This window comes from Burkholderia sp. NRF60-BP8, assembly GCF_001522585.2.
GTDB lineage: Bacteria > Pseudomonadota > Gammaproteobacteria > Burkholderiales > Burkholderiaceae > Burkholderia.
The window spans coordinates 2,405,967-2,425,623 of record NZ_CP013373.1; the positions used below are offsets into that span (position 1 = coordinate 2,405,967).

Annotated in this window: 17 protein-coding genes, 2 tRNA genes and 3 rRNA genes; 9 read left to right on the forward strand and 13 right to left on the reverse strand. The window is 61.3% G+C overall.

Features of this window, described 5'->3' with window-relative positions; genetic code table 11:
* The first annotated feature begins 99 nt into the window (after positions 1-99).
* Positions 100-945, forward strand: a complete 846-nt coding sequence (locus WS54_RS24605; protein ID WP_059782046.1) for a 23S rRNA (adenine(2030)-N(6))-methyltransferase RlmJ — start codon at positions 100-102, stop codon at positions 943-945.
* A 15-nt stretch (positions 946-960) separates the two neighbouring features.
* On the opposite strand, the gene WS54_RS24610 is transcribed toward WS54_RS24605, so the two are convergent.
* The 8 genes from WS54_RS24610 to WS54_RS24645 all read right to left on the reverse strand — a co-directional run bounded on the left by WS54_RS24610 (position 961) and on the right by WS54_RS24645 (position 7,721).
* A complete protein-coding gene (locus WS54_RS24610; RefSeq protein WP_082725104.1) occupies positions 961-1,329 on the reverse strand; it encodes a hypothetical protein in 369 nt (122 codons plus the stop codon).
* Positions 1,330-1,443: 114 nt separating this feature from the next.
* Positions 1,444-1,590 (reverse strand): DUF3563 family protein, encoded by a 147-nt coding sequence (locus tag WS54_RS24615; RefSeq protein WP_006478295.1) that lies wholly within the window; start codon positions 1,588-1,590, stop codon positions 1,444-1,446.
* A gap of 215 nt (positions 1,591-1,805) precedes the next feature.
* Entirely contained in the window at positions 1,806-2,210 is a 405-nt protein-coding gene (gene cueR / locus WS54_RS24620) for a Cu(I)-responsive transcriptional regulator (RefSeq protein WP_034207829.1), read from the reverse strand.
* 269 nt (positions 2,211-2,479) lie between these two features.
* A 5S ribosomal RNA gene (gene rrf, locus WS54_RS24625) occupies positions 2,480-2,592 on the reverse strand.
* Between the two features lie 117 nt (positions 2,593-2,709).
* A 23S ribosomal RNA gene (locus WS54_RS24630) occupies positions 2,710-5,590 on the reverse strand.
* 342 nt (positions 5,591-5,932) lie between these two features.
* A tRNA-Ala gene (locus WS54_RS24635) sits at positions 5,933-6,008 on the reverse strand.
* A 39-nt stretch (positions 6,009-6,047) separates the two neighbouring features.
* Positions 6,048-6,124 (reverse strand) — tRNA-Ile (locus WS54_RS24640).
* Between the two features lie 64 nt (positions 6,125-6,188).
* A 16S ribosomal RNA gene (locus WS54_RS24645) occupies positions 6,189-7,721 on the reverse strand.
* The 16S, 23S and 5S rRNA genes sit together here with 2 tRNA genes alongside, the layout of an rRNA operon.
* 569 nt (positions 7,722-8,290) lie before the next feature.
* Between WS54_RS24645 and WS54_RS24655 the strand changes: the two genes are divergently transcribed.
* From WS54_RS24655 to WS54_RS24670, 4 genes are all read left to right on the forward strand, one after another.
* On the forward strand, positions 8,291-9,508 hold the full coding sequence (locus WS54_RS24655) for a DUF2863 family protein (RefSeq protein ID WP_059781363.1): 1,218 nt from the start codon (positions 8,291-8,293) through the stop codon (positions 9,506-9,508).
* A 209-nt stretch (positions 9,509-9,717) separates the two neighbouring features.
* The gene (locus tag WS54_RS24660; protein ID WP_059781362.1) at positions 9,718-10,560 is read left to right on the forward strand and encodes a response regulator transcription factor; all 843 of its coding nucleotides are present in this window, start codon (positions 9,718-9,720) and stop codon (positions 10,558-10,560) included.
* 76 nt (positions 10,561-10,636) lie between these two features.
* A complete protein-coding gene (locus tag WS54_RS24665) occupies positions 10,637-11,311 on the forward strand; it encodes an energy-coupling factor ABC transporter permease (protein ID WP_034207948.1) in 675 nt (224 codons plus the stop codon).
* A 136-nt stretch (positions 11,312-11,447) separates the two neighbouring features.
* Positions 11,448-12,104, forward strand: a complete 657-nt coding sequence (locus WS54_RS24670) for a BspC domain-containing protein (protein ID WP_059781360.1) — start codon at positions 11,448-11,450, stop codon at positions 12,102-12,104.
* Positions 12,105-12,184: 80 nt separating this feature from the next.
* Here WS54_RS24670 and WS54_RS24675 read toward each other — a convergent pair whose 3' ends face one another.
* Positions 12,185-13,339 (reverse strand): M14 family metallopeptidase, encoded by a 1,155-nt coding sequence (locus WS54_RS24675; protein WP_034207950.1) that lies wholly within the window; start codon positions 13,337-13,339, stop codon positions 12,185-12,187.
* A gap of 186 nt (positions 13,340-13,525) precedes the next feature.
* The gene (gene yaaA / locus WS54_RS24680) at positions 13,526-14,308 is read right to left on the reverse strand and encodes a peroxide stress protein YaaA (protein WP_034207951.1); all 783 of its coding nucleotides are present in this window, start codon (positions 14,306-14,308) and stop codon (positions 13,526-13,528) included.
* Positions 14,309-14,365: 57 nt separating this feature from the next.
* On the opposite strand from yaaA, the gene WS54_RS24685 reads away from it, so the two are divergent.
* Together WS54_RS24685 and WS54_RS24690 are read left to right on the forward strand one after the other, a co-directional pair.
* Positions 14,366-14,863, forward strand: a complete 498-nt coding sequence (locus WS54_RS24685) for a putative toxin-antitoxin system toxin component, PIN family (RefSeq protein WP_059781358.1) — start codon at positions 14,366-14,368, stop codon at positions 14,861-14,863.
* A 28-nt stretch (positions 14,864-14,891) separates the two neighbouring features.
* Entirely contained in the window at positions 14,892-16,064 is a 1,173-nt protein-coding gene (locus WS54_RS24690; RefSeq protein WP_034207953.1) for a pyridoxal phosphate-dependent aminotransferase, read from the forward strand.
* 42 nt (positions 16,065-16,106) lie between these two features.
* Here the strand turns inward: WS54_RS24690 and WS54_RS24695 are convergent, their stop codons facing one another.
* A complete protein-coding gene (locus WS54_RS24695) occupies positions 16,107-16,763 on the reverse strand; it encodes a glutathione S-transferase family protein (RefSeq protein ID WP_059781355.1) in 657 nt (218 codons plus the stop codon).
* A gap of 202 nt (positions 16,764-16,965) precedes the next feature.
* Here WS54_RS24695 and WS54_RS24700 point away from each other — a divergent pair, with 202 nt between their 5' ends.
* Together WS54_RS24700 and WS54_RS24705 are read left to right on the forward strand one after the other, a co-directional pair.
* A complete protein-coding gene (locus WS54_RS24700) occupies positions 16,966-17,757 on the forward strand; it encodes an oxepin-CoA hydrolase, alternative type (RefSeq protein WP_059781354.1) in 792 nt (263 codons plus the stop codon).
* A gap of 199 nt (positions 17,758-17,956) precedes the next feature.
* Complete coding sequence (locus tag WS54_RS24705; protein WP_059781374.1) at positions 17,957-18,649, forward strand: glutathione binding-like protein; 693 nt, start codon at positions 17,957-17,959, stop codon at positions 18,647-18,649.
* Positions 18,650-18,696: 47 nt separating this feature from the next.
* Here the strand turns inward: WS54_RS24705 and WS54_RS24710 are convergent, their stop codons facing one another.
* Together WS54_RS24710 and WS54_RS24715 are read right to left on the reverse strand one after the other, a co-directional pair.
* Positions 18,697-19,173 carry a MaoC family dehydratase gene (locus WS54_RS24710; RefSeq protein ID WP_034207956.1) on the reverse strand — a complete coding sequence of 159 codons (477 nt, stop codon included), beginning with the start codon at positions 19,171-19,173 and terminating at the stop codon, positions 18,697-18,699.
* Positions 19,170-19,631 (reverse strand): MaoC family dehydratase, encoded by a 462-nt coding sequence (locus tag WS54_RS24715; protein WP_059499254.1) that lies wholly within the window; start codon positions 19,629-19,631, stop codon positions 19,170-19,172. Before WS54_RS24715 ends, WS54_RS24710 begins: the two co-directional genes overlap by 4 nt.
* Positions 19,632-19,657 lie beyond the last annotated feature (26 nt).

Genomic DNA, 19,657 nt, shown 5'->3' on the forward strand with positions numbered 1-19,657 from the left:
TCACGGCCACTCGCGTACAATACGCGGCCTCGGCGCCCGGCCTGACGGCCGCGCACGATCCGCTTTCATCGATTCACCTTTCGTTTCAGGCAGCCCGCCATGCTCAGTTATCGTCACGGTTTTCACGCAGGCAACCACGCGGACGTGCTCAAGCACGCCGTCGTCGTCCAGCTGCTGCGCTACCTGAACAAGAAAGACAAATCGTACTGGTACATCGATACGCATGCAGGCGCCGGCGTGTACTCGCTGCGCGACGGTTATGCAGCGAAGACGTCGGAATTCGATACCGGCATCGGCCGGCTGTGGAACGAAAAGAACCTGCCGGAGGCGCTGGGCGACTACGTGGATGAGGTCCGCGCGCTGAACGCCGACGGCGAACTGCACTTCTATCCCGGCTCCCCGTACATCGCATGGCGGTCGATGCGCGAGCAGGATCGGATGCGCCTGTTCGAAATGCACACGACGGAAATCGATGTCCTGCGCCACAATTTCCGCGACGCGGGGCGACGCGCGATGATCTTCGCCGGCGACGGCTTCGAAGGTATCAAGGCGCTGCTGCCGCCGCCGCCGCGACGTGCACTCGTACTGATCGATCCGTCCTACGAGGACAAGAAGGATTACGCGCGCGTGGTGAGTTGCATGACGGAATGCCTGAAGCGTTTCGCGACCGGCTGCTATGCAGTCTGGTACCCGCAGGTCACGCGGCTTGAATCGCAGCGCTTTCCCGAACAGTTGAAGCGCCTTCAACCGAACAACTGGCTGCACCTGACGCTGACGGTGTCGAATCCGCCGGCCGACGGACTGGGCCTCTACGGCAGCGGGATGTTCATCCTGAATCCGCCGTATACGCTCGCTCAGAGCATGAAAGAGGTACTGCCCTACCTGGTCGAGATGCTCGGACAGGATAGCGGTGCCCGCTGTCAGATCGAGCACCGCGGAAACTGATCGGGCGACTGGTCGTTAGGGCTGCGGTCTAGGCGCGAGCCTCGGCTGGTTGGCCGGCTGCCCGCCCCAGGCGGGAACGTTGATATACGGCGCGACGAACAGCGGAACCGACGTATTCGGCGTCTGCCCGGCCGGGGCCCGCATGCCTGCGGGCTCGACGATCGGCTCCGACGACAACGGTGCCGTCTGCAACACCAACCCGCCCTTGCCGTCCTGGATGCCGCGCTGCGTATCGAGAACGAGCGGCCTGGACGACGTCGCGGCACCGGCCGCGAGGCCATGAACGAGCACGGTCGCGCCCAGAACGAGACGCGCGCGAGCACGACGACGCACATCGACACGCAAATGCATGATCGTGTCCTTCAGGATGAAAAGCAGGTCCATACCATAGCGCTGCGCCGACGTTTTCGCCAGATCCGGCGCACAAAAAAACAAAGCCCCGTCAATACGGGGCTTGCTTGTCGTTCGGTGCCGCTCGGCACCTGACGGTGACTTCGATTACAGCGAGTAGCCGTTGGTTTCGAGCGAGCGGATGCGGCTCTCGAGCTGGACGATGTCCGACGACGTGGCGAGGTAAGCCTCACGGCGCTCACGTTCTGCGGATTCGAACCAGTTGCTCAGCTTTTCGACGATGTAGGCGATCATGACGTTCTCCAAGGAAGAGGGACCCCTGGTGAATCGAGATTCAGGGATTTCCCGTATAGGGTTATCCCGAATTATAGCGATGCCGCACCAAGATGCTAGTGAAATACGCGCATGGAGGCCATTCCAATTCGGAATGGCGGCAGTCGAGCCGCCCGTAACTCTTTGATTTTTAATGATATGGAGTCCGAGCCCGTTTTGAGACTCGAAGGTCTGCACTAATTTGGTTCGCTGGCGGGGTCGGCGAGACGCGCCAAAATCGGGCATTCTGGTCGCCCGTCACCATGACAGTGCGCGGCCAGATCGGCCAGTGTGTCGCGCATGTCGCTCAGTTCCGCGATGCGTTTGTCGAGTTCGGCCACGTGCTCAAGCGCGATCGATTTCACTTCGGCACTGGCGCGGGAGCGATCCTGCCAGAGCATCAGCAGTTTGCGAATGTCTTCGACGAGGAAGCCGAGTCGTCGCGCCTGACGGATGAACCGCAGAATATGGATTTCGTCCGCGCCGTAGATCCGGTAGCCGGCATCGGTACGCTTGCTCGGCGCAAGAAGGCCGACTTGTTCGTAATACCGGATCATTTTCGCGCTGACTCCGGATTCGCGCGACGCGTCGCCGATATTCATTCCCCCGCCCTCTTCATCAAGCTCTGGTTTCGAACACGAACGTCGACGGATGCTCGTGTCGACGACACTTCGATCGTATCAAATCATGGGGTTTCGTTCCGAGGGAGAGCTTCGCAGGCAGCAGGAACGCAACTCACCGATCTCTGGCGCGCACGCGGTTGAGTTACGAGGAATGAGCGCTTCTCGCATTTATGAGCGCTTCTCGCATTTTTGGGGCGCCGAAATGCAAAAACCCCCGCCTGATCGGGCGGGGGTTTCTGGCTTAGGGAGCCTGACGATTACCTACTTTCACACGGGAATCCGCACTATCATCGGCGTAGAGTCGTTTCACGGTCCTGTTCGGGATGGGAAGGGGTGGGACCGACTCGCTATGGTCATCAGGCAAAGAGGGTTGTTCTGCTGGCGTGGCCAACAGAACCAATCTTGGAAGAAGCAGTAATTTCGAGTTGTGTGTATCGCACACGAGAATCAACAAGTCCTGTTAAGACAGACTTGTTATAGGATCAAGCCTTACGGGCAATTAGTATCGGTTAGCTGAACGCATTACTGCGCTTACACACCCGACCTATCAACGTCCTGGTCTCGAACGACCCTTCAAGGAGGTCTAGCCTCCAGGGATATCTCATCTTAAGGCGAGTTTCCCGCTTAGATGCTTTCAGCGGTTATCTCTTCCGAACATAGCTACCCGGCGATGCCACTGGCGTGACAACCGGTACACCAGAGGTTCGTCCACTCCGGTCCTCTCGTACTAGGAGCAGCCCCCTTCAAATATCCAACGCCCACGGCAGATAGGGACCAAACTGTCTCACGACGTTTTAAACCCAGCTCACGTACCTCTTTAAATGGCGAACAGCCATACCCTTGGGACCGGCTACAGCCCCAGGATGAGATGAGCCGACATCGAGGTGCCAAACACCGCCGTCGATATGAACTCTTGGGCGGTATCAGCCTGTTATCCCCAGAGTACCTTTTATCCGTTGAGCGATGGCCCTTCCATACAGAACCACCGGATCACTATGACCTGCTTTCGCACCTGCTCGACTTGTCGGTCTCGCAGTTAAGCACGCTTATGCCATTGCACTATCAGCACGATTTCCGACCGTACCTAGCGTACCTTCGTACTCCTCCGTTACGCTTTGGGAGGAGACCGCCCCAGTCAAACTGCCTACCATGCACTGTCCCCGACCCGGATCACGGGCCAAGGTTAGAACCTCAAACAAACCAGGGTGGTATTTCAAGGACGGCTCCACCGAAACTAGCGTTCCGGTTTCATAGCCTCCCACCTATCCTACACAGATCGGTTCAAAGTCCAATGCAAAGCTACAGTAAAGGTTCATGGGGTCTTTCCGTCTAGCCGCGGGTAGATTGCATCATCACAAACACTTCAACTTCGCTGAGTCTCGGGAGGAGACAGTGTGGCCATCGTTACGCCATTCGTGCAGGTCGGAACTTACCCGACAAGGAATTTCGCTACCTTAGGACCGTTATAGTTACGGCCGCCGTTTACCGGGACTTCAATCAAGAGCTTGCACCCCATCATTTAATCTTCCGGCACCGGGCAGGCGTCACACCCTATACGTCCACTTTCGTGTTTGCAGAGTGCTGTGTTTTTATTAAACAGTCGCAGCCACCAGTTTATTGCAACCCCTTCACCCTCCTGGCGCAGGCCAGTCAAGCTACAAGGGCGTACCTTATCCCGAAGTTACGGTACCAATTTGCCGAGTTCCTTCTCCCGAGTTCTCTCAAGCGCCTTAGAATACTCATCTCGCCCACCTGTGTCGGTTTGCGGTACGGTCATCGTTAGACTGAAGCTTAGAGGCTTTTCTTGGAACCACTTCCAATTGCTTCGCGACCTAAGTCGCTCGCGCCACACCCTTGAATCCTGCGCCCGGATTTGCCTAAGCGCCTTCTCCAATGCAGCGACCGGGACTTCCAACACCCGGACAACCTTCCGCGATCCGTCCCCCCATCGCATCTAACGACGGTGCAGGAATATTGACCTGCTTCCCATCAGCTACGCATTTCTGCCTCGCCTTAGGGGCCGACTCACCCTACGCCGATGAACGTTGCGTAGGAAACCTTGGGCTTACGGCGAGGGGGCCTTTCACCCCCTTTATCGCTACTCATGTCAGCATTCGCACTTCCGATACCTCCAGCACGCTTTTCAACGCACCTTCGCAGGCTTACGGAACGCTCTCCTACCATGCGAGCAAGCTCGCATCCGCAGCTTCGGTATATAGCTTAGCCCCGTTACATCTTCCGCGCAGGACGACTCGATCAGTGAGCTATTACGCTTTCTTTAAAGGGTGGCTGCTTCTAAGCCAACCTCCTGACTGTTTTAGCCTTCCCACTTCGTTTCCCACTTAGCTATATTTGGGGACCTTAGCTGGCGGTCTGGGTTGTTTCCCTCTTGACACCGGACGTTAGCACCCGATGTCTGTCTCCCGTGATTGCACTCTTCGGTATTCGGAGTTTGCTATGGCGGGGTAATCTGCAATAGACCCCCCAACCATGACAGTGCTCTACCCCCGAAGGTGAGACACGAGGCACTACCTAAATAGTTTTCGGAGAGAACCAGCTATTTCCAGGTTTGTTTAGCCTTTCACCCCTATCCACAGCTCATCCCCTAACTTTTCAACGTTAGTGGGTTCGGACCTCCAGTACGTGTTACCGCACCTTCATCCTGGCCATGGATAGATCACCTGGTTTCGGGTCTACGCCCAGCAACTGAACGCCCTATTCGGACTCGCTTTCGCTACGCCTGCCCTATACGGTTAAGCTTGCTACTGAACGTAAGTCGCTGACCCATTATACAAAAGGTACGCCGTCACCCCTTGCGAGGCTCCGACTGTTTGTATGCATGCGGTTTCAGGATCTATTTCACTCCCCTCCCGGGGTTCTTTTCGCCTTTCCCTCACGGTACTGGTTCACTATCGGTCGATCACGAGTATTTAGCCTTGGAGGATGGTCCCCCCATCTTCAGACAGGATTTCACGTGTCCCGCCCTACTTGTCGCACACCTAGTTCTTTCATACTGTTTTCGCCTACAGGGCTATCACCTGCTATGGCCGCACTTTCCAGAGCGTTCGGCTAACAATACAAATAAAGAGTGCAAGGCTCATCCCATTTCGCTCGCCACTACTTTGGGAATCTCGGTTGATTTCTTTTCCTGCGGTTACTTAGATGTTTCAGTTCACCGCGTTCGCTTCACATGGCCTATGTATTCAGCCATGGATACTCCATAAGGAGTGGGTTTCCCCATTCGGATATCCCCGGATCAAAGCTTGTTTGCCAGCTCCCCGGGGCTTTTCGCAGGCTACCGCGTCCTTCATCGCCTGTGATCGCCAAGGCATCCACCACATGCACTTGTTCGCTTGACCCTATAACGAGTCTGTCTCATCTTTCGACGCTACAGTCGCTACAGGTTGAGTTCTCGCGTGTCGCTCAGCGTTAGTGCTTTAGCACTTACGCGGAGCCCACACTACGTGTGTGCCGTATTCCAAATTGAGCCGAACATGAAGTTCGAATCATCTTGAGATACATCGATACAATCACAACCCGGATAGTTTCCACGTCCATCTCAAAGACGCTTCCGCTATCCAAATTACTTACTTCTTCCAGATTGTTAAAGAACGACAGCCGATACTTACTACGTACCGCTCTGACTGGCTCAATCGCCAATGACAAAGGTTCGACGCAGTCGAACGCTTGTCATTGAAGATTGGTGGAGGCAGACGGGATCGAACCGACGACCCCCTGCTTGCAAAGCAGGTGCTCTCCCAGCTGAGCTATGCCCCCCATGAGTACAGATGCCTCAGGTGTGTACCGCCAGACAAATGGTGGGTCTGGTTGGATTCGAACCAACGACCCCCGCCTTATCAAGACGGTGCTCTAACCGACTGAGCTACAGACCCCTGAGTCTGTCTTTAAATTTACAGCCGATAAGCGTGAGCGCTCAACTTCGCGAGATAGCTCTGGAAAGGAGGTGATCCAGCCGCACCTTCCGATACGGCTACCTTGTTACGACTTCACCCCAGTCATGAATCCTACCGTGGTGACCGTCCTCCTTGCGGTTAGACTAGCCACTTCTGGTAAAACCCACTCCCATGGTGTGACGGGCGGTGTGTACAAGACCCGGGAACGTATTCACCGCGGCATGCTGATCCGCGATTACTAGCGATTCCAGCTTCATGCACTCGAGTTGCAGAGTGCAATCCGGACTACGATCGGTTTTCTGGGATTAGCTCCCCCTCGCGGGTTGGCAACCCTCTGTTCCGACCATTGTATGACGTGTGAAGCCCTACCCATAAGGGCCATGAGGACTTGACGTCATCCCCACCTTCCTCCGGTTTGTCACCGGCAGTCTCCTTAGAGTGCTCTTGCGTAGCAACTAAGGACAAGGGTTGCGCTCGTTGCGGGACTTAACCCAACATCTCACGACACGAGCTGACGACAGCCATGCAGCACCTGTGCGCCGGTTCTCTTTCGAGCACTCCCACCTCTCAGCAGGATTCCGACCATGTCAAGGGTAGGTAAGGTTTTTCGCGTTGCATCGAATTAATCCACATCATCCACCGCTTGTGCGGGTCCCCGTCAATTCCTTTGAGTTTTAATCTTGCGACCGTACTCCCCAGGCGGTCAACTTCACGCGTTAGCTACGTTACTAAGGAAATGAATCCCCAACAACTAGTTGACATCGTTTAGGGCGTGGACTACCAGGGTATCTAATCCTGTTTGCTCCCCACGCTTTCGTGCATGAGCGTCAGTATTGGCCCAGGGGGCTGCCTTCGCCATCGGTATTCCTCCACATCTCTACGCATTTCACTGCTACACGTGGAATTCTACCCCCCTCTGCCATACTCTAGCCTGCCAGTCACCAATGCAGTTCCCAGGTTGAGCCCGGGGATTTCACATCGGTCTTAGCAAACCGCCTGCGCACGCTTTACGCCCAGTAATTCCGATTAACGCTTGCACCCTACGTATTACCGCGGCTGCTGGCACGTAGTTAGCCGGTGCTTATTCTTCCGGTACCGTCATCCCCCGACCGTATTAGAGCCAGGGATTTCTTTCCGGACAAAAGTGCTTTACAACCCGAAGGCCTTCTTCACACACGCGGCATTGCTGGATCAGGCTTTCGCCCATTGTCCAAAATTCCCCACTGCTGCCTCCCGTAGGAGTCTGGGCCGTGTCTCAGTCCCAGTGTGGCTGGTCGTCCTCTCAGACCAGCTACTGATCGTCGCCTTGGTAGGCCTTTACCCCACCAACTAGCTAATCAGCCATCGGCCAACCCTATAGCGCGAGGCCCGAAGGTCCCCCGCTTTCATCCGTGGATCGTATGCGGTATTAATCCGGCTTTCGCCGGGCTATCCCCCACTACAGGACATGTTCCGATGTATTACTCACCCGTTCGCCACTCGCCACCAGGTGCAAGCACCCGTGCTGCCGTTCGACTTGCATGTGTAAGGCATGCCGCCAGCGTTCAATCTGAGCCAGGATCAAACTCTTCAGTTCAAACCTGTTACTGTTTTCGGTTCAGTTAAGAACCGGTCGCTCACTCAAAGCTGACAGGAATATGAATCACTTCATAAACCTGACTTACTTTAGTGTGAGACTCTTGATACTTTTGCTATCTGATCCGAGGATCAGCTCGCTTCCATCAAGCGCCCACACTTATCGGCTGTTAATTTTTAAAGAGCATTCTGCGAGGGAACCTGAAGTTTCCCGGCAGCGCTGCGTTTTCAGCAGCAGAGAAACGAGATTATGAACCGCGTTTCGCAGCTCGTCAACAACTTTCTGCACTACATCGTTGCGACTGCGGGGCCATCTTCCTGCGCCGTCGGGCTCGTGACTTCCGAACCTCTCAACAGCACCGCTTCCCTTCCTCCCGCGCCGCGTTTCCGTTAGCGCGAAAGAGGCGTGATTCTATGCAGCCCACCCCGCAAGCGCAAGGGGTTTGAAGCAACTTTTTTACAGACGCCGCAATTCGGCCGTCCGGCCGTGCCCGGGCACGATGCCGCTTATGGTGCAAAGAACGGACTAGAATGTGAGGTTCTTCGCCTCTTTCTATATACGTCTTTAATATGCGCCAGCGAATCGCCAAACGCCTCCCCCCCGATGCCGACAAACTGGTCGGTCTGTCACTTGCGCTCTTCGCGTCGGGCAGCCGCATCGAGGATCGCTTCTGGGAAGCGAAGCTCGATGCGCTGCTCGCCAAGATTGTCCGCAACGGCAATCAGACCACGCTCGACGCCGCGCTCGACCATCTTCAGCAAAATCATCCCGACGCCTACGGCGCGCTCGCCGACATGGCCGAGACGCACAGCGAGTCGATGGTGATCGAACACGACGGCCAACCCTACGATGCGCTGCTGGTCGCCGTCCCGGTTCTCGCCTGGACGCGCTACATGATTCCGTCAGGCCCGCTCAAAGGCGACGTTGCCGACGCGCTGCGAACGCACCTGCAGGCGCATGTGCTCGCGAACGGCACCCTCGTCGGGCTCGCACCGTTTCTCTACAGCATCGACCAGTTGCCGCGGCACCACGTGGAAACCTATCGGCTGGCCCAGCAACTCGCCCATGCGGCAATCGGCCAGCACACCCCGAAGCTGAGCTTCGGCGACCTGCCGGAAACCTCGCCGATCCTGGCCGATCCGCGCTTCCTGCTGGCCGTCGTCGCCGCGCCGGCCGGCTCGCCGCTGTTCCGCTGGCAGGAAGAAGAAAACGGCAGCCGGATCGAGCGCGGCCAGTGCCTCGAACAATGGACGGCCCAAGGCGGCCCGAACCTGTCGATCGCGTTGCCCGGCTGCGAGTTCGAATGCCTGCTTCCGGACGCGTACTACTCGGCCTGTCGCGATGCGGACGAACGCGTGCGTCCGCACACCGTCCGAACGGCCATTCGTTATCTATTCGACACACTTGGTGCGGCGCCGCAGGAATTGCGCGCGGTGGTCGCCGGCTTCGGCGAACGTCGTGTCGACGAGTATCGCGTCGGCTTCACGCGGCGTGCCAGCAACGACGTGATCTACGGCGTCGTGTGGCCGCTCTACGGCCGTGAAAACGGCGACGTATCGATCGACAACGCGACGCTCGAAGGCGAAGCGCCGATCGAAGGGCCGCTCGAGGAAATCGTGAGCCTGCTGAAAGAATGCGGCGTAACCGACGTCCGCCGGCACGCGGGCCGCTTCGAGCCCGAATACTGCGACGACTGCGGCGTGCCACTTTACGCCGATCCGCTCGGCGAAATCGTCCATGCGGAAATGCCGGAAGACGCGTCGCCCGCCCAGCCGCACTTCCACTGACCCGCCCCGCAGGCCTCGATGGCCTGCCCTGCCCGAAGCCGCTTCCGGTGCCCACCGAAGCGGCTTTTTTCTTATCCGATGCCCGTCGTCCAAAATTTCGAACTTTTCCTAAGCCTTTCAGCCAAGCAGACATCGTGTAAGGTCTTTGTCATTATCGGGGCCAGCTAATACCCGACAGCAGTCAATGACTCACTTCACGGAGGTTGAATATGCGGTTCTTGGTACTTAACTCAGACGCCGAGCGGCGTGACGGACTGAAGACCCTGTTGCGGCAGATCGACCGGCACGCCAGCATCAACGATGCGCCTGACGGCTTCCAGGCGCGCCGGCTGCTGCGCACCCAGCGTTTCGACCTCGTCGCGATCGACTGGCTGGACGTGGGCCGGGTGAGCGAGCTTCAGGCACTCGGCAACGCGTGCTCGCCGACACCGGTCGCCGTTCTGGTCGACGACATCTCGCCCGACGCCATCCAGCGCTTCTTCAATTACGGCGTCGCGGGCGTGATCCCGCACTCCACGCGGCCGCACCTGATCGTGCGCGCGCTCGAGATCGTCCTGCTGGGCGGATACTACATTCCGCCGATCGCCCTCAGCCTCCTGCCGTCCACGGCGACAGCGACGGCGCGCCACGATGCCCATTTCCAGACGCTCGCCGGCTCGCTGCCCCGGCGCCCGCCGAGCGGCCTCCTGTCACCGCGCCAAGCGCAGATCATGCGGTTCGTCCACATGGGCAGCACGAACAAGATGATCGCGCGTACGCTCGGCATCAGCGAAGGCACCGTGAAAATCCACCTCGCGAGCATCTTCCAGCAGCTCGGTGCCGCAAACCGCGCCGCCGCGGTCGCGATCTACAACGGCTGGCTGTCGCCCCATCTCGAGGTGTTGCTGGCGAACCGCAACCGCGCCCGCAAGCCGGCGATCGGCGAACACGGCCCGGCTCCGCTGCGTACGCAACGGCACGACCGTCCGTACCCGTTGCCCATCGCGAATGCCGGCACGCAAGACCTGCCGCTCGCCGCCGAGCCGCCGGCACGGTTCCGGCGCGGACGCTAGGCCAACAGTCTCGATATTGCGACGGTCGGACATGTGCAGGCTCCCACCTTTGATGCTCAACGAGTAATATGGACGCATGGGTTTTCTTTTCACACCGCTTCCGCTCTGGGTTGGCATCGGTGGCTGGATCGCCGCCGTGGCCCTGCTCGCGCTCGCGATCTGGAATCGCCCCTTCGTCCGTCTGCAAGACGCCACGCTTCAGCACGTGTGGCTTGCGCTCGTCACTGCGATCACGGTCCTGTGGGCCTCGAACGCATGGCTCGAAGATGGCATCGTCATGCATCTGCTTGGCGCAACGCTGCTCGTCACGCTGTTCGACTGGACACTCGCACTGGTCGCCATGGGCGCCGTCACGGCGGTTGCCGCGCTCATCTTCGACGCACCGTGGCAAGGCATCGGCCTGACCTATCTGATCTACGGTGCGCTGCCTGTCGGCGTGTCGGCGTTGCTGCAACGCGCCGCGCTCGCGTGGTTGCCGCACAACCTCGCGTCGTTCATCACCGGACAGGGTTTCCTGTCGCCGGCCATCGCGATCGTCGCGGTCGCCGCCGCGGCGGCCGGTGTCCAGCTCGCGCTCGCGGACGGCGTACCCGTCGTGATTCCGGCCGGCTATCTGCTGAACACCGCGCTGCTTGCGCTCGGCGAAGCATGGTTCACCGGCATGGCAACGGCACTCATCGCCGTCTATCGTCCTGCGTGGGTCACGACCTTCGACGTCCGGCGCTACCGCCTTGGTGGCCCGCGGGCCTGAATTCCTCCGAATCGGCTCGGCGCACACGCATACCGACGGATTCCACGGCGCGCGCCGAATACGTCACCTACTGCCGCACAACTTTTTTACGCTAAGATTGAACTCCTGTTCTTCATCGGGCATCTATACGTGCCCGATGTCTCCTTCGCTCCTCACCAATAACCAGATGGACAGCTCACCTGCCTCGCTCCGGATTTTCCGGGCGCTCGGCAAGCTGGCAGCCTGTATCGCGGGCCTGTCGCTTGCGCTTCCCGCTCCGGTATTCGCCGACCTGCTCGACCAGCGCTCCGAACTGATCAACAAATTCGTCAACGAGATGCATGCCGATCCGCTCGCCGCCGATTGTGCGGCGCACGGCAGCTTCATCGCCAGCACCTCGACGGCCTTTGACCGAGTCGACTTCGCGCCGAATGCATTCGACAGCGGCAACGCGACGATCACGCCGTGGAATGACTCGTTCGACCAAGGCAAACAGCGCGTGAAAGTCGACAATATCGTCACCGTCGACGGGCTCGGCATCCACAGCGACGGCAGCGATCCGACGCCGCTGAAATTCCGCTGCGGCTATGTCGGCCAGCAAATGCTCGCGTTCAGCTGGAACGATCCGGTTCCGCCGCTGAAGCCGCGCGTCGAGCGCTCGTCGTCTTCGACGAAGAAGTTCAAGGGCAAGTCGCACCGCGGTAAAGCCAAGGCGAAGGCATCGGGCCGCACCGGCAGCAAGAAGGCCGTCGCAACGAAGAAATCGAGCGGCCAGCACAAAGCCGTGAAGAAAAAAATTGCGAAGAAGTCCTGATACGGCGGACGGGTCAACAGCAGCAAAAAAGCCGGCGCATCTCGCGATGCGCCGGCTTTTTCATGCGACGACGGCTGCGCTTACGCGAACGTGTCGACGTGCACCAGGATCGCGGCCAGCATCGCCGCACCGAGCGCCGCGCTGCGCTCGCCGTTCCAGCCGACGCGCTCGTCGGGGAGGTTCGCGTTGTCCTTGAACGGCATCTCGAGCGTCAGCGACAGACAGCCGAACTGGTGACCAATGTACTTCGACGCGAGCTTCAACGCATCTTCCTTGTACTTGCTCGCCGCGTAGCCATGCTCGGTCTGGAAGTCGGGGCTTGCGACCTTGAACGCGTCGATGAACGCAGCCTGCTCCTTGCCCTGCTGCTCGGTAAAGCTCGGCAGCATCTCCGAGCCGGCGACGAACACGTACGGCAGATCCTCGTCGCCGTGAATATCGAAGAACATGTCGCAGCCGATTGCATGGATCGCGTCGCGCACGGCCAGCACCTCGGGGCTGCGCTCGGCATCGGGCGCCATCCACTCGCGGTTCAGGTTCGCGCCGGCCGCATTGGTGCGCAGGTTACCGTGCACGCTGCCGTCCGGGTTCATGTTCGGGACGATGTAGAAGGTCACGCGATCGTAGAGCTTGCGCGCCACCGGGTCGCCGGCCCAGTCGCCCCAGCCGGCCAGCCGCTTGACCAGGCCTTCGACGAACCACTCGGCCATCGACTCGCCCGGATGCTGGCGCGCGATGATCCACACCTTCTTCTTCGGCGCACCGTCGGTTTCCGGCGTGCCGAGCGTCAACAGCGACATCGGACGGCCTTCGACCGTGCGGCCAAGCTCGACGACGCTGGCCTGCGGCAACTGCTGGACCGCCCCGAGAAACGCCGCGTGACGCTCTTCCGAGTACGGTTCGAAATACGCGTAGTAGATGCTGTCGAACTCCGGCGTATGGTCGATGGTCATCGTCTTGCCGTCGAACGTCGTCGGCACGCGGAACCAGTCGACCCGGTCGTAGCTCGCGACCGCTTGGTAGTTGCGCCAGCCGGACGGATACGCGCATTCGGCTGCGTTCTCGAACGTCATCACGCACCGCTCGCCGCGCGCCCCCGTCAAGCGGTAGTAAAACCATTGCGCGAACTCCGAACGATTGTCGCCACGCACGCGCAGCCGGATTGCATCGGGGCTGTCGCACGACACGACGTCGATTGCGCCTGCGTCGAAATTACTGGTAATCGAAAGGGCCATCTATCTCTCCTTTGTCGACCGGTGTTAGCGCTTCAGCGCTTACACCGGTCCCATGCAAAGCTGTCGACCGGTGTTAGTGCTTCAGCGCTTAGACCGATTCCATGCAAAGCTGTCGACCGAAGCAGGCGGTGTACCGCCCGGCCGGCCTCGTGCATGCGCCTGCCGCCTCGCGAACGGCCGGCAGGGTCACTCGCCGACGCGCCGGCGATATACGTAAGTCGAATCGTTCGATGCGGCCGCATCGAACGCATAGCCCTCGGTCGAGAATGCCTTCAGCGCCTTCGGGTCGGCGATACGATTCTCGACGACAAAACGCGCCATCAGGCCGCGCGCGCGTTTCGCATGGAAGCTGATGATCTTGTAGCGGCCGCCCTTCCAGTCCTCGAATACCGGCGTGATGACCGGCGCGGCCAGCAGCTTCGGCTTGACCGACTTGAAGTATTCGGTCGACGCGCAGTTGATCAACACGCGCGCGGCGCCGCTGCGCGTCTCGAGCTGCTCGTTCAGCGCCCGCGTGATGCGGTCGCCCCAGAACGCATACAGATCCTTGCCGCGCGCATTCGCGAACCGCGTGCCCATCTCGAGCCGGTACGGCTGCAGCAGATCGAGCGGACGCAGCAGCCCGTACAGGCCCGACAACACGCGCACGTGCTGCTGCGCATAGTCGAGATCGGAGGACGACAGCGATTTCGCGTCGAAACCCTCGTAGACGTCGCCATTGAACGCCAGCACGGCCTGCTTCGCGTTGGCCGGCGTGAACGTCGGCGACCAGTCGGCATAGCGCTGGAAGTTCAGGCGCGCGAGAGGATCGGAGATATCCATCAGCGTCGCGATGTCCTGCGGCGACAGCTTGCGCAGGCCATCGATCAGCTCCGACGCGTCGTCGACGAATGCAGGCTTCGTGTAAGACTGGACGTGCGGGGGCGTATCGTAGTCGAGGGATTTGGCGGGAGAGAGAACGATTATCATAGAGGCTCGCTGGCACGCCGTGCCTTGCGGTCAGACGAAAACCTCCGATTGTAACGAATGGCCCGCTCTCTCGCCCCGCATGCCGCACACCGCGTCGTGCTCGACTCGAACGTCTGGATCGACATCCTCGTATTCGACGACCCCGCTACGCGCCCGATCCGTGCCGCGCTGGAGCACGGCATGCTTGCCGCCGTGATCGACGGCCGCTGCCTGACCGAACTCGAATACGTGCTCGACTATCCGCAGTTCCAGTCGCGGGCGATCGACAAGGCCGACGCGCTCGCCACGGTCGCCCGGCTCGCGAGCCTCGTCGAACCGCCGCCCGTCGACGCCGACGCGCCGCCGCTGCCGAAGTGCAAGGACCGCGACGATCAGAAATTTCTCGAACTCGCCCGCGCCGCGCAGGCCGAGTGGCTCGTGTCGAAAGACCGCGCGCTGCTGAAGCTCGCGAAGCGCACCGCACGCGACTTCGGTTTCCGGATCGCGCAACCCGCGCCGTTCGTGGAAGCCTGCGCGCTCGACGCCGCGCCGCCCGCCACGACGACGCCCGCCTGACGCAATCCATCCGAATCCGACCGTATCGATGAACGCTCCTTCAGATATGCCAACGACGCCCGTTTTCCCCTCGCGCCTGCCGAACGTCGGCACGACGATCTTCACGGTCATGAGCGCGCTTGCCGCCGAAAAAGGTGCGGTGAACCTCGGCCAGGGTTTTCCCGATTTCGATTGCGATCCGCGCATCGTCGATGCGGTCGCAACCGCGATGCGCAACGGGCACAACCAGTATCCGCCGATGGCCGGCGTCGCGCCGCTGCGCGACGCGATCGCCGACAAGATCGCGCAGGTGTACGGCCGGCGCTACGATCCGGCCACCGAAATCACCGTGACGGCCGGCGCGACGCAGGCGCTGCTGACGGCGATCCTGTGCGCGGTGCATCCGGGCGACGAAGTGATCGTCGTCGAGCCGACCTATGACAGCTACCTGCCTTCGATCGAGCTCGCCGGCGGCAAGCCCGTGTTCGTCACGCTGGAAGCGCCCGACTACGCGATCCCGTTCGACCGCCTCGCGGCAGCGATCACGCCGAAAACGCGGATGATCCTGATCAATACGCCGCACAACCCGACGGGCACCGTGTGGCGCGAGGCGGACATGCGCAAGCTCGAGGACATCGTGCGCGGCACCAACGTGCTGATCCTGTCCGACGAGGTCTACGAACACATGGTCTACGACGGTGCGCGCCACGAGAGCGTCGCGCGCTACCCGGAACTCGCCGCGCGCAGCTTCATCGTGTCGAGCTTCGGCAAGACCTACCACGTGACGGGCTGGAAGGTCGGTTACGTCGCGGCGCCAGCCGCGCTGACCGCGGAATTCCGCAAGGTCCACCAGTTCAACGTGTTCACGGTGAACACGCCGATGCAGATCGGGCTCGCCGACTACCTGCGCGACCCGGCGCCGTACCTGTCGCTCGCGGGCTTCTATCAACGGAAGCGCGACTTCTTCCGGGCCGGCCTCGAGCGCACGCGCTTCAAGCTGCTGCCGTGCACGGGCACGTACTTCCAGTGCGTCGATTACTCGGCGATCAGCGACCTGCCCGAAGCGGAATTCTCGAAGTGGCTCACGTCGGAGATCGGCGTGGCCGCCATTCCGGTGTCGGCGTTCTATCACGAGCCGCACGAATCGGGCGTCGTCCGCTTCTGCTTCGCAAAGCAGGAAAGCACGCTCGCGTCCGCGCTCGATCGGCTGGCTCGCCTGTAAGCGCCGCACGGGCGGCCGCGCGCCGCCCTTCGGGAACCGCGCTTATGAACGTGCGACGTTCGCCGCTTCGACATACGCCTTGCGCTCGGCTGCCACGCGTTGCGCGGCCGGGCGTTCACCCACCGTCTTCGCGTGCGCCTTCCAGTCGATGCCTGCCTCGAGCAGGAAGTCGCGGTCGAATATGGCCTTCGTCGCCATCCCGATGACCGGCAGATGAACCCAGGCGGCAATGTCCGCGAGGCCGAACGACTCGCCGAGCACATACGGCGAAAACCGCGTCATCTGCCTGAATGCATCGATCGCGCGCGGCAGGCGCTTCTCGACGTGCGCCTTCATCCCGTCGCTCACCTTGCCGCCGAAAAACGCTTCCGTATACACCTCGCGCGCCATCCATTCGAGATACAGCTCGAGCGTCTCGACCAGTTCACGCACCTTCGCCGCCGCGAACGGGCTCGCGGGGAAAATGCCTTTCTCGGGATAGCGCGCCGCCAGGTATTCGACGATCACCTGCGACTCGAACAGCGCGCCCTCTTCGGTCTTCAGGAACGGAATCTTGCCGAGCGGCGAATCGGCAAGCCGGGCCGGGTCGCTGATCGGCAAACCACACACCACCTCCTCGAACGGAATGTCGTGCTCGAGCAGGACGAACTTCACCTTGTTGTAGTAGTTGGACAACGGAATACCGCACAGCTGTAGCATTGGCATCTCCTTCCTTGCTGAAGCGCGGCCGCATCGACGCGGGCCGCATCGGGATTCATCGCGCTGAAAAGCACGTTCGTGCTAGTCTAAAGCAAGTCGTGCGTCCGTCACGACAACATTACCTCCGCTGCGGCGTCGGCTCCGCCCGTCCGCGCGACACACGCGGCGCCGCCGCCGCGCCACCCGATGGAGACACGCTCGCATGAGTGCTGAACTGCTGGCCTCGCGTCCGCCCGAGAGCGAATCGACGCTCGTCCTCACGCTGTCCAATCCCGGCGCGCGCAACGCGCTGCATCCCGACATGTATGCGGCCGGCATCGAAGCGCTCGCCACCGCCGAGCGCGATCCGGCGATTCGCGCCGTCGTGCTGACGGGCGCCGATCGCTTCTTCTGCGCAGGCGGCAACCTGAACCGGCTGCTCGAGAATCGCTCGAAGGATCCGTCCTTCCAGGCCGACAGCATCGACCAGCTCGCGGCATGGGTCACGGCGATCCGCGCGTCGACGAAGCCGGTGATCGCAGCCGTCGAAGGCGCGGCAGCCGGCGCGGGCTTCTCGTTGGCGCTCGCGTGCGACCTGATCGTCTCGGCACACGACGCGAAATTCGTGATGTCGTATGCGCGCGTCGGTCTGACGCCCGACGGCGGCGGCTCGTGGTTTCTCGCCCGCGCGCTGCCGCGTGCGATCGCGGCCGAAATCCTGTTCGAAGGCAAGCCGGTGGCCGCCGAACGCCTGCATGCGCTCGGCGTCGTCAACCGGCTCGCCGCGCCCGGCTCGGCACTGGGCGACGCACTAGCATGGGCCGACGCGCTCGCTGCCATTTCGCCGAATGCGCTCACGCGCATCAAGTCGTTGCTCGACGACGCGACCGCGCAACCGCTGGATGCGCAGCTCGGCACCGAGCGCGATCATTTCGTCGCGTCGCTACATCATGCGGACGGCCTCGAAGGCATCACTGCCTTTCTCGAGAAGCGCCAGCCACGCTACAAGCGCTGATACGCCGCCACGCCGCCGCGCCCATCCGATGCGGCCCGTCGCCGCCGCGCGCGACGTCGCGGCGCTCTCCGGGCCGGCCGCGCATGCGCGTCGGCACGCGCGTTTCCGTCGCCAGCAGCCCGTGTCGATCCATGCTCTAATGACCGCCTGTCGCGGCGCCGCCGGCGCCGTTTTCGCGCATGCCACACAGGAGTTGACGATGATCGACGTCTATAGCTGGGCGACCCCGAACGGCCACAAGGTGCACATCATGCTCGAGGAAACGGGCCTCGCGTATCGCGCGCATCCGGTCGATATCGGCGCGGGCGACCAGTTCGAGCCCGAGTTCCTGAAAATCAGCCCGAACAACAAGATCCCCGCGATCGTCGATCCGGACGGCCCCGGCGGCCAACCGATCTCGCTGTTCGAATCGGGCGCGATCCTGATCTACCTCGCAGAGAAGACCGACAAGTTCCTGCCGACCGATCCGGCCGCGCGCTATGCGACGCTCCAGTGGCTGATGTTCCAGATGGGCGGTGTCGGCCCGATGCTCGGGCAGGCGCACCACTTCCGCCTGTATGCGCCGGAGAAGATCGAGTATGCGGTCAACCGCTACACGAACGAAGCGAAGCGCCTGTACAACGTGATGGAAAAGCGCCTCGGCGAATCCGAATACCTCGCGGGCGACGCGTACACGATCGCGGACATTGCGACGTTCCCGTGGACGCGCTCGTGGCAGAACCAGGGCATCGTGCTCGACGCGTTGCCGAACGTGAAGCGCTGGTACGAGGCGATCGCCGCGCGACCGGCCGTGCAGCGCGGCGTCGAGGTGCTCGCGTCGATGCGCAAGGCGCTGCAGGACGACAAAGCGCGCGAAGTGCTGTTCGGCGCAACGCAGTACGCGAAACACTGACGAGCGTATGACGAGCGGAGCGGCATCCGTGCATGCCGCTCCGTGTGTCAGAAGTAATGCAGCGTGATGAACTCCGCCGCGCATACCGGCAGCGGCGCGTCGGGGCGCTCGACCTGCATCGATACCGACCACGTCACCTGGATGCCGCCGCGCGCGGCGTCGGCGGTTTCCTTCACCGCGAACAGCGCACGCACGCGCGCCCCGACCGGCACCGGCTTCAAGAACCGCACGCGGTTCAGCCCGTAGTTCACGCCCATCTTTTGCTCGAAACGCATTGCGTCGGTCATCAACGCGGGAATCAGCGACAGCGTCAGGAACCCGTGCGCGATCGGCCCGCCGAACGGCGACTCGCGCCGCGCGCGCTCGGGGTCGACGTGAATCCATTGATGATCGCCGGTCGCGTCGGCGAAACCGTCGACGCGCGCCTGATCGATCTCGCTCCAGCCGCTCGCGAGCGGCTCCGCGCCGACCCGCTCCCGCAACGCCTGCGCCGATGCGATCAGCGGCAAGGTCACGTCGGTCATGGGTTCGCGCCCCCCGGATGGCGCAGCCCGAAAATCACTTTGGTCTGCACGGTGATCACCGTCTCGCCGGCTTCGTTCACGCCGACCCATTCGGTCGACACGATGCCGCGATCGGGCTTGCTCTCCGACACGCGCTTGTCGTGCACCTTCTGGTACATCGTGATCGTATCGCCGGCGCGAACCGGCTTCAGCCAGCGGATCGAATCGATGCCCGGCGAGCCCATGCTGGTCGAATCCGATCCGAGCTTGCGGACCAGCAGGCTCATGAACACGGAGCACGTATGCCAGCCGCTCGCGACGAGGCCGCCGAAATGCGATGCCTTCCCCGCTTCCTCGTCGACATGGAACGGCTGCGGATCGTAGCGCTTCGCGAACGTCTTGATGTCGTCGGGCTCGAACGTGTAGCGGCCCACTTCGGTCGTGCTGCCGACCACCAGGTCTTCGTAACTGATGCCCACGGATAAGTCTCCTTGTCTGGCGCGCT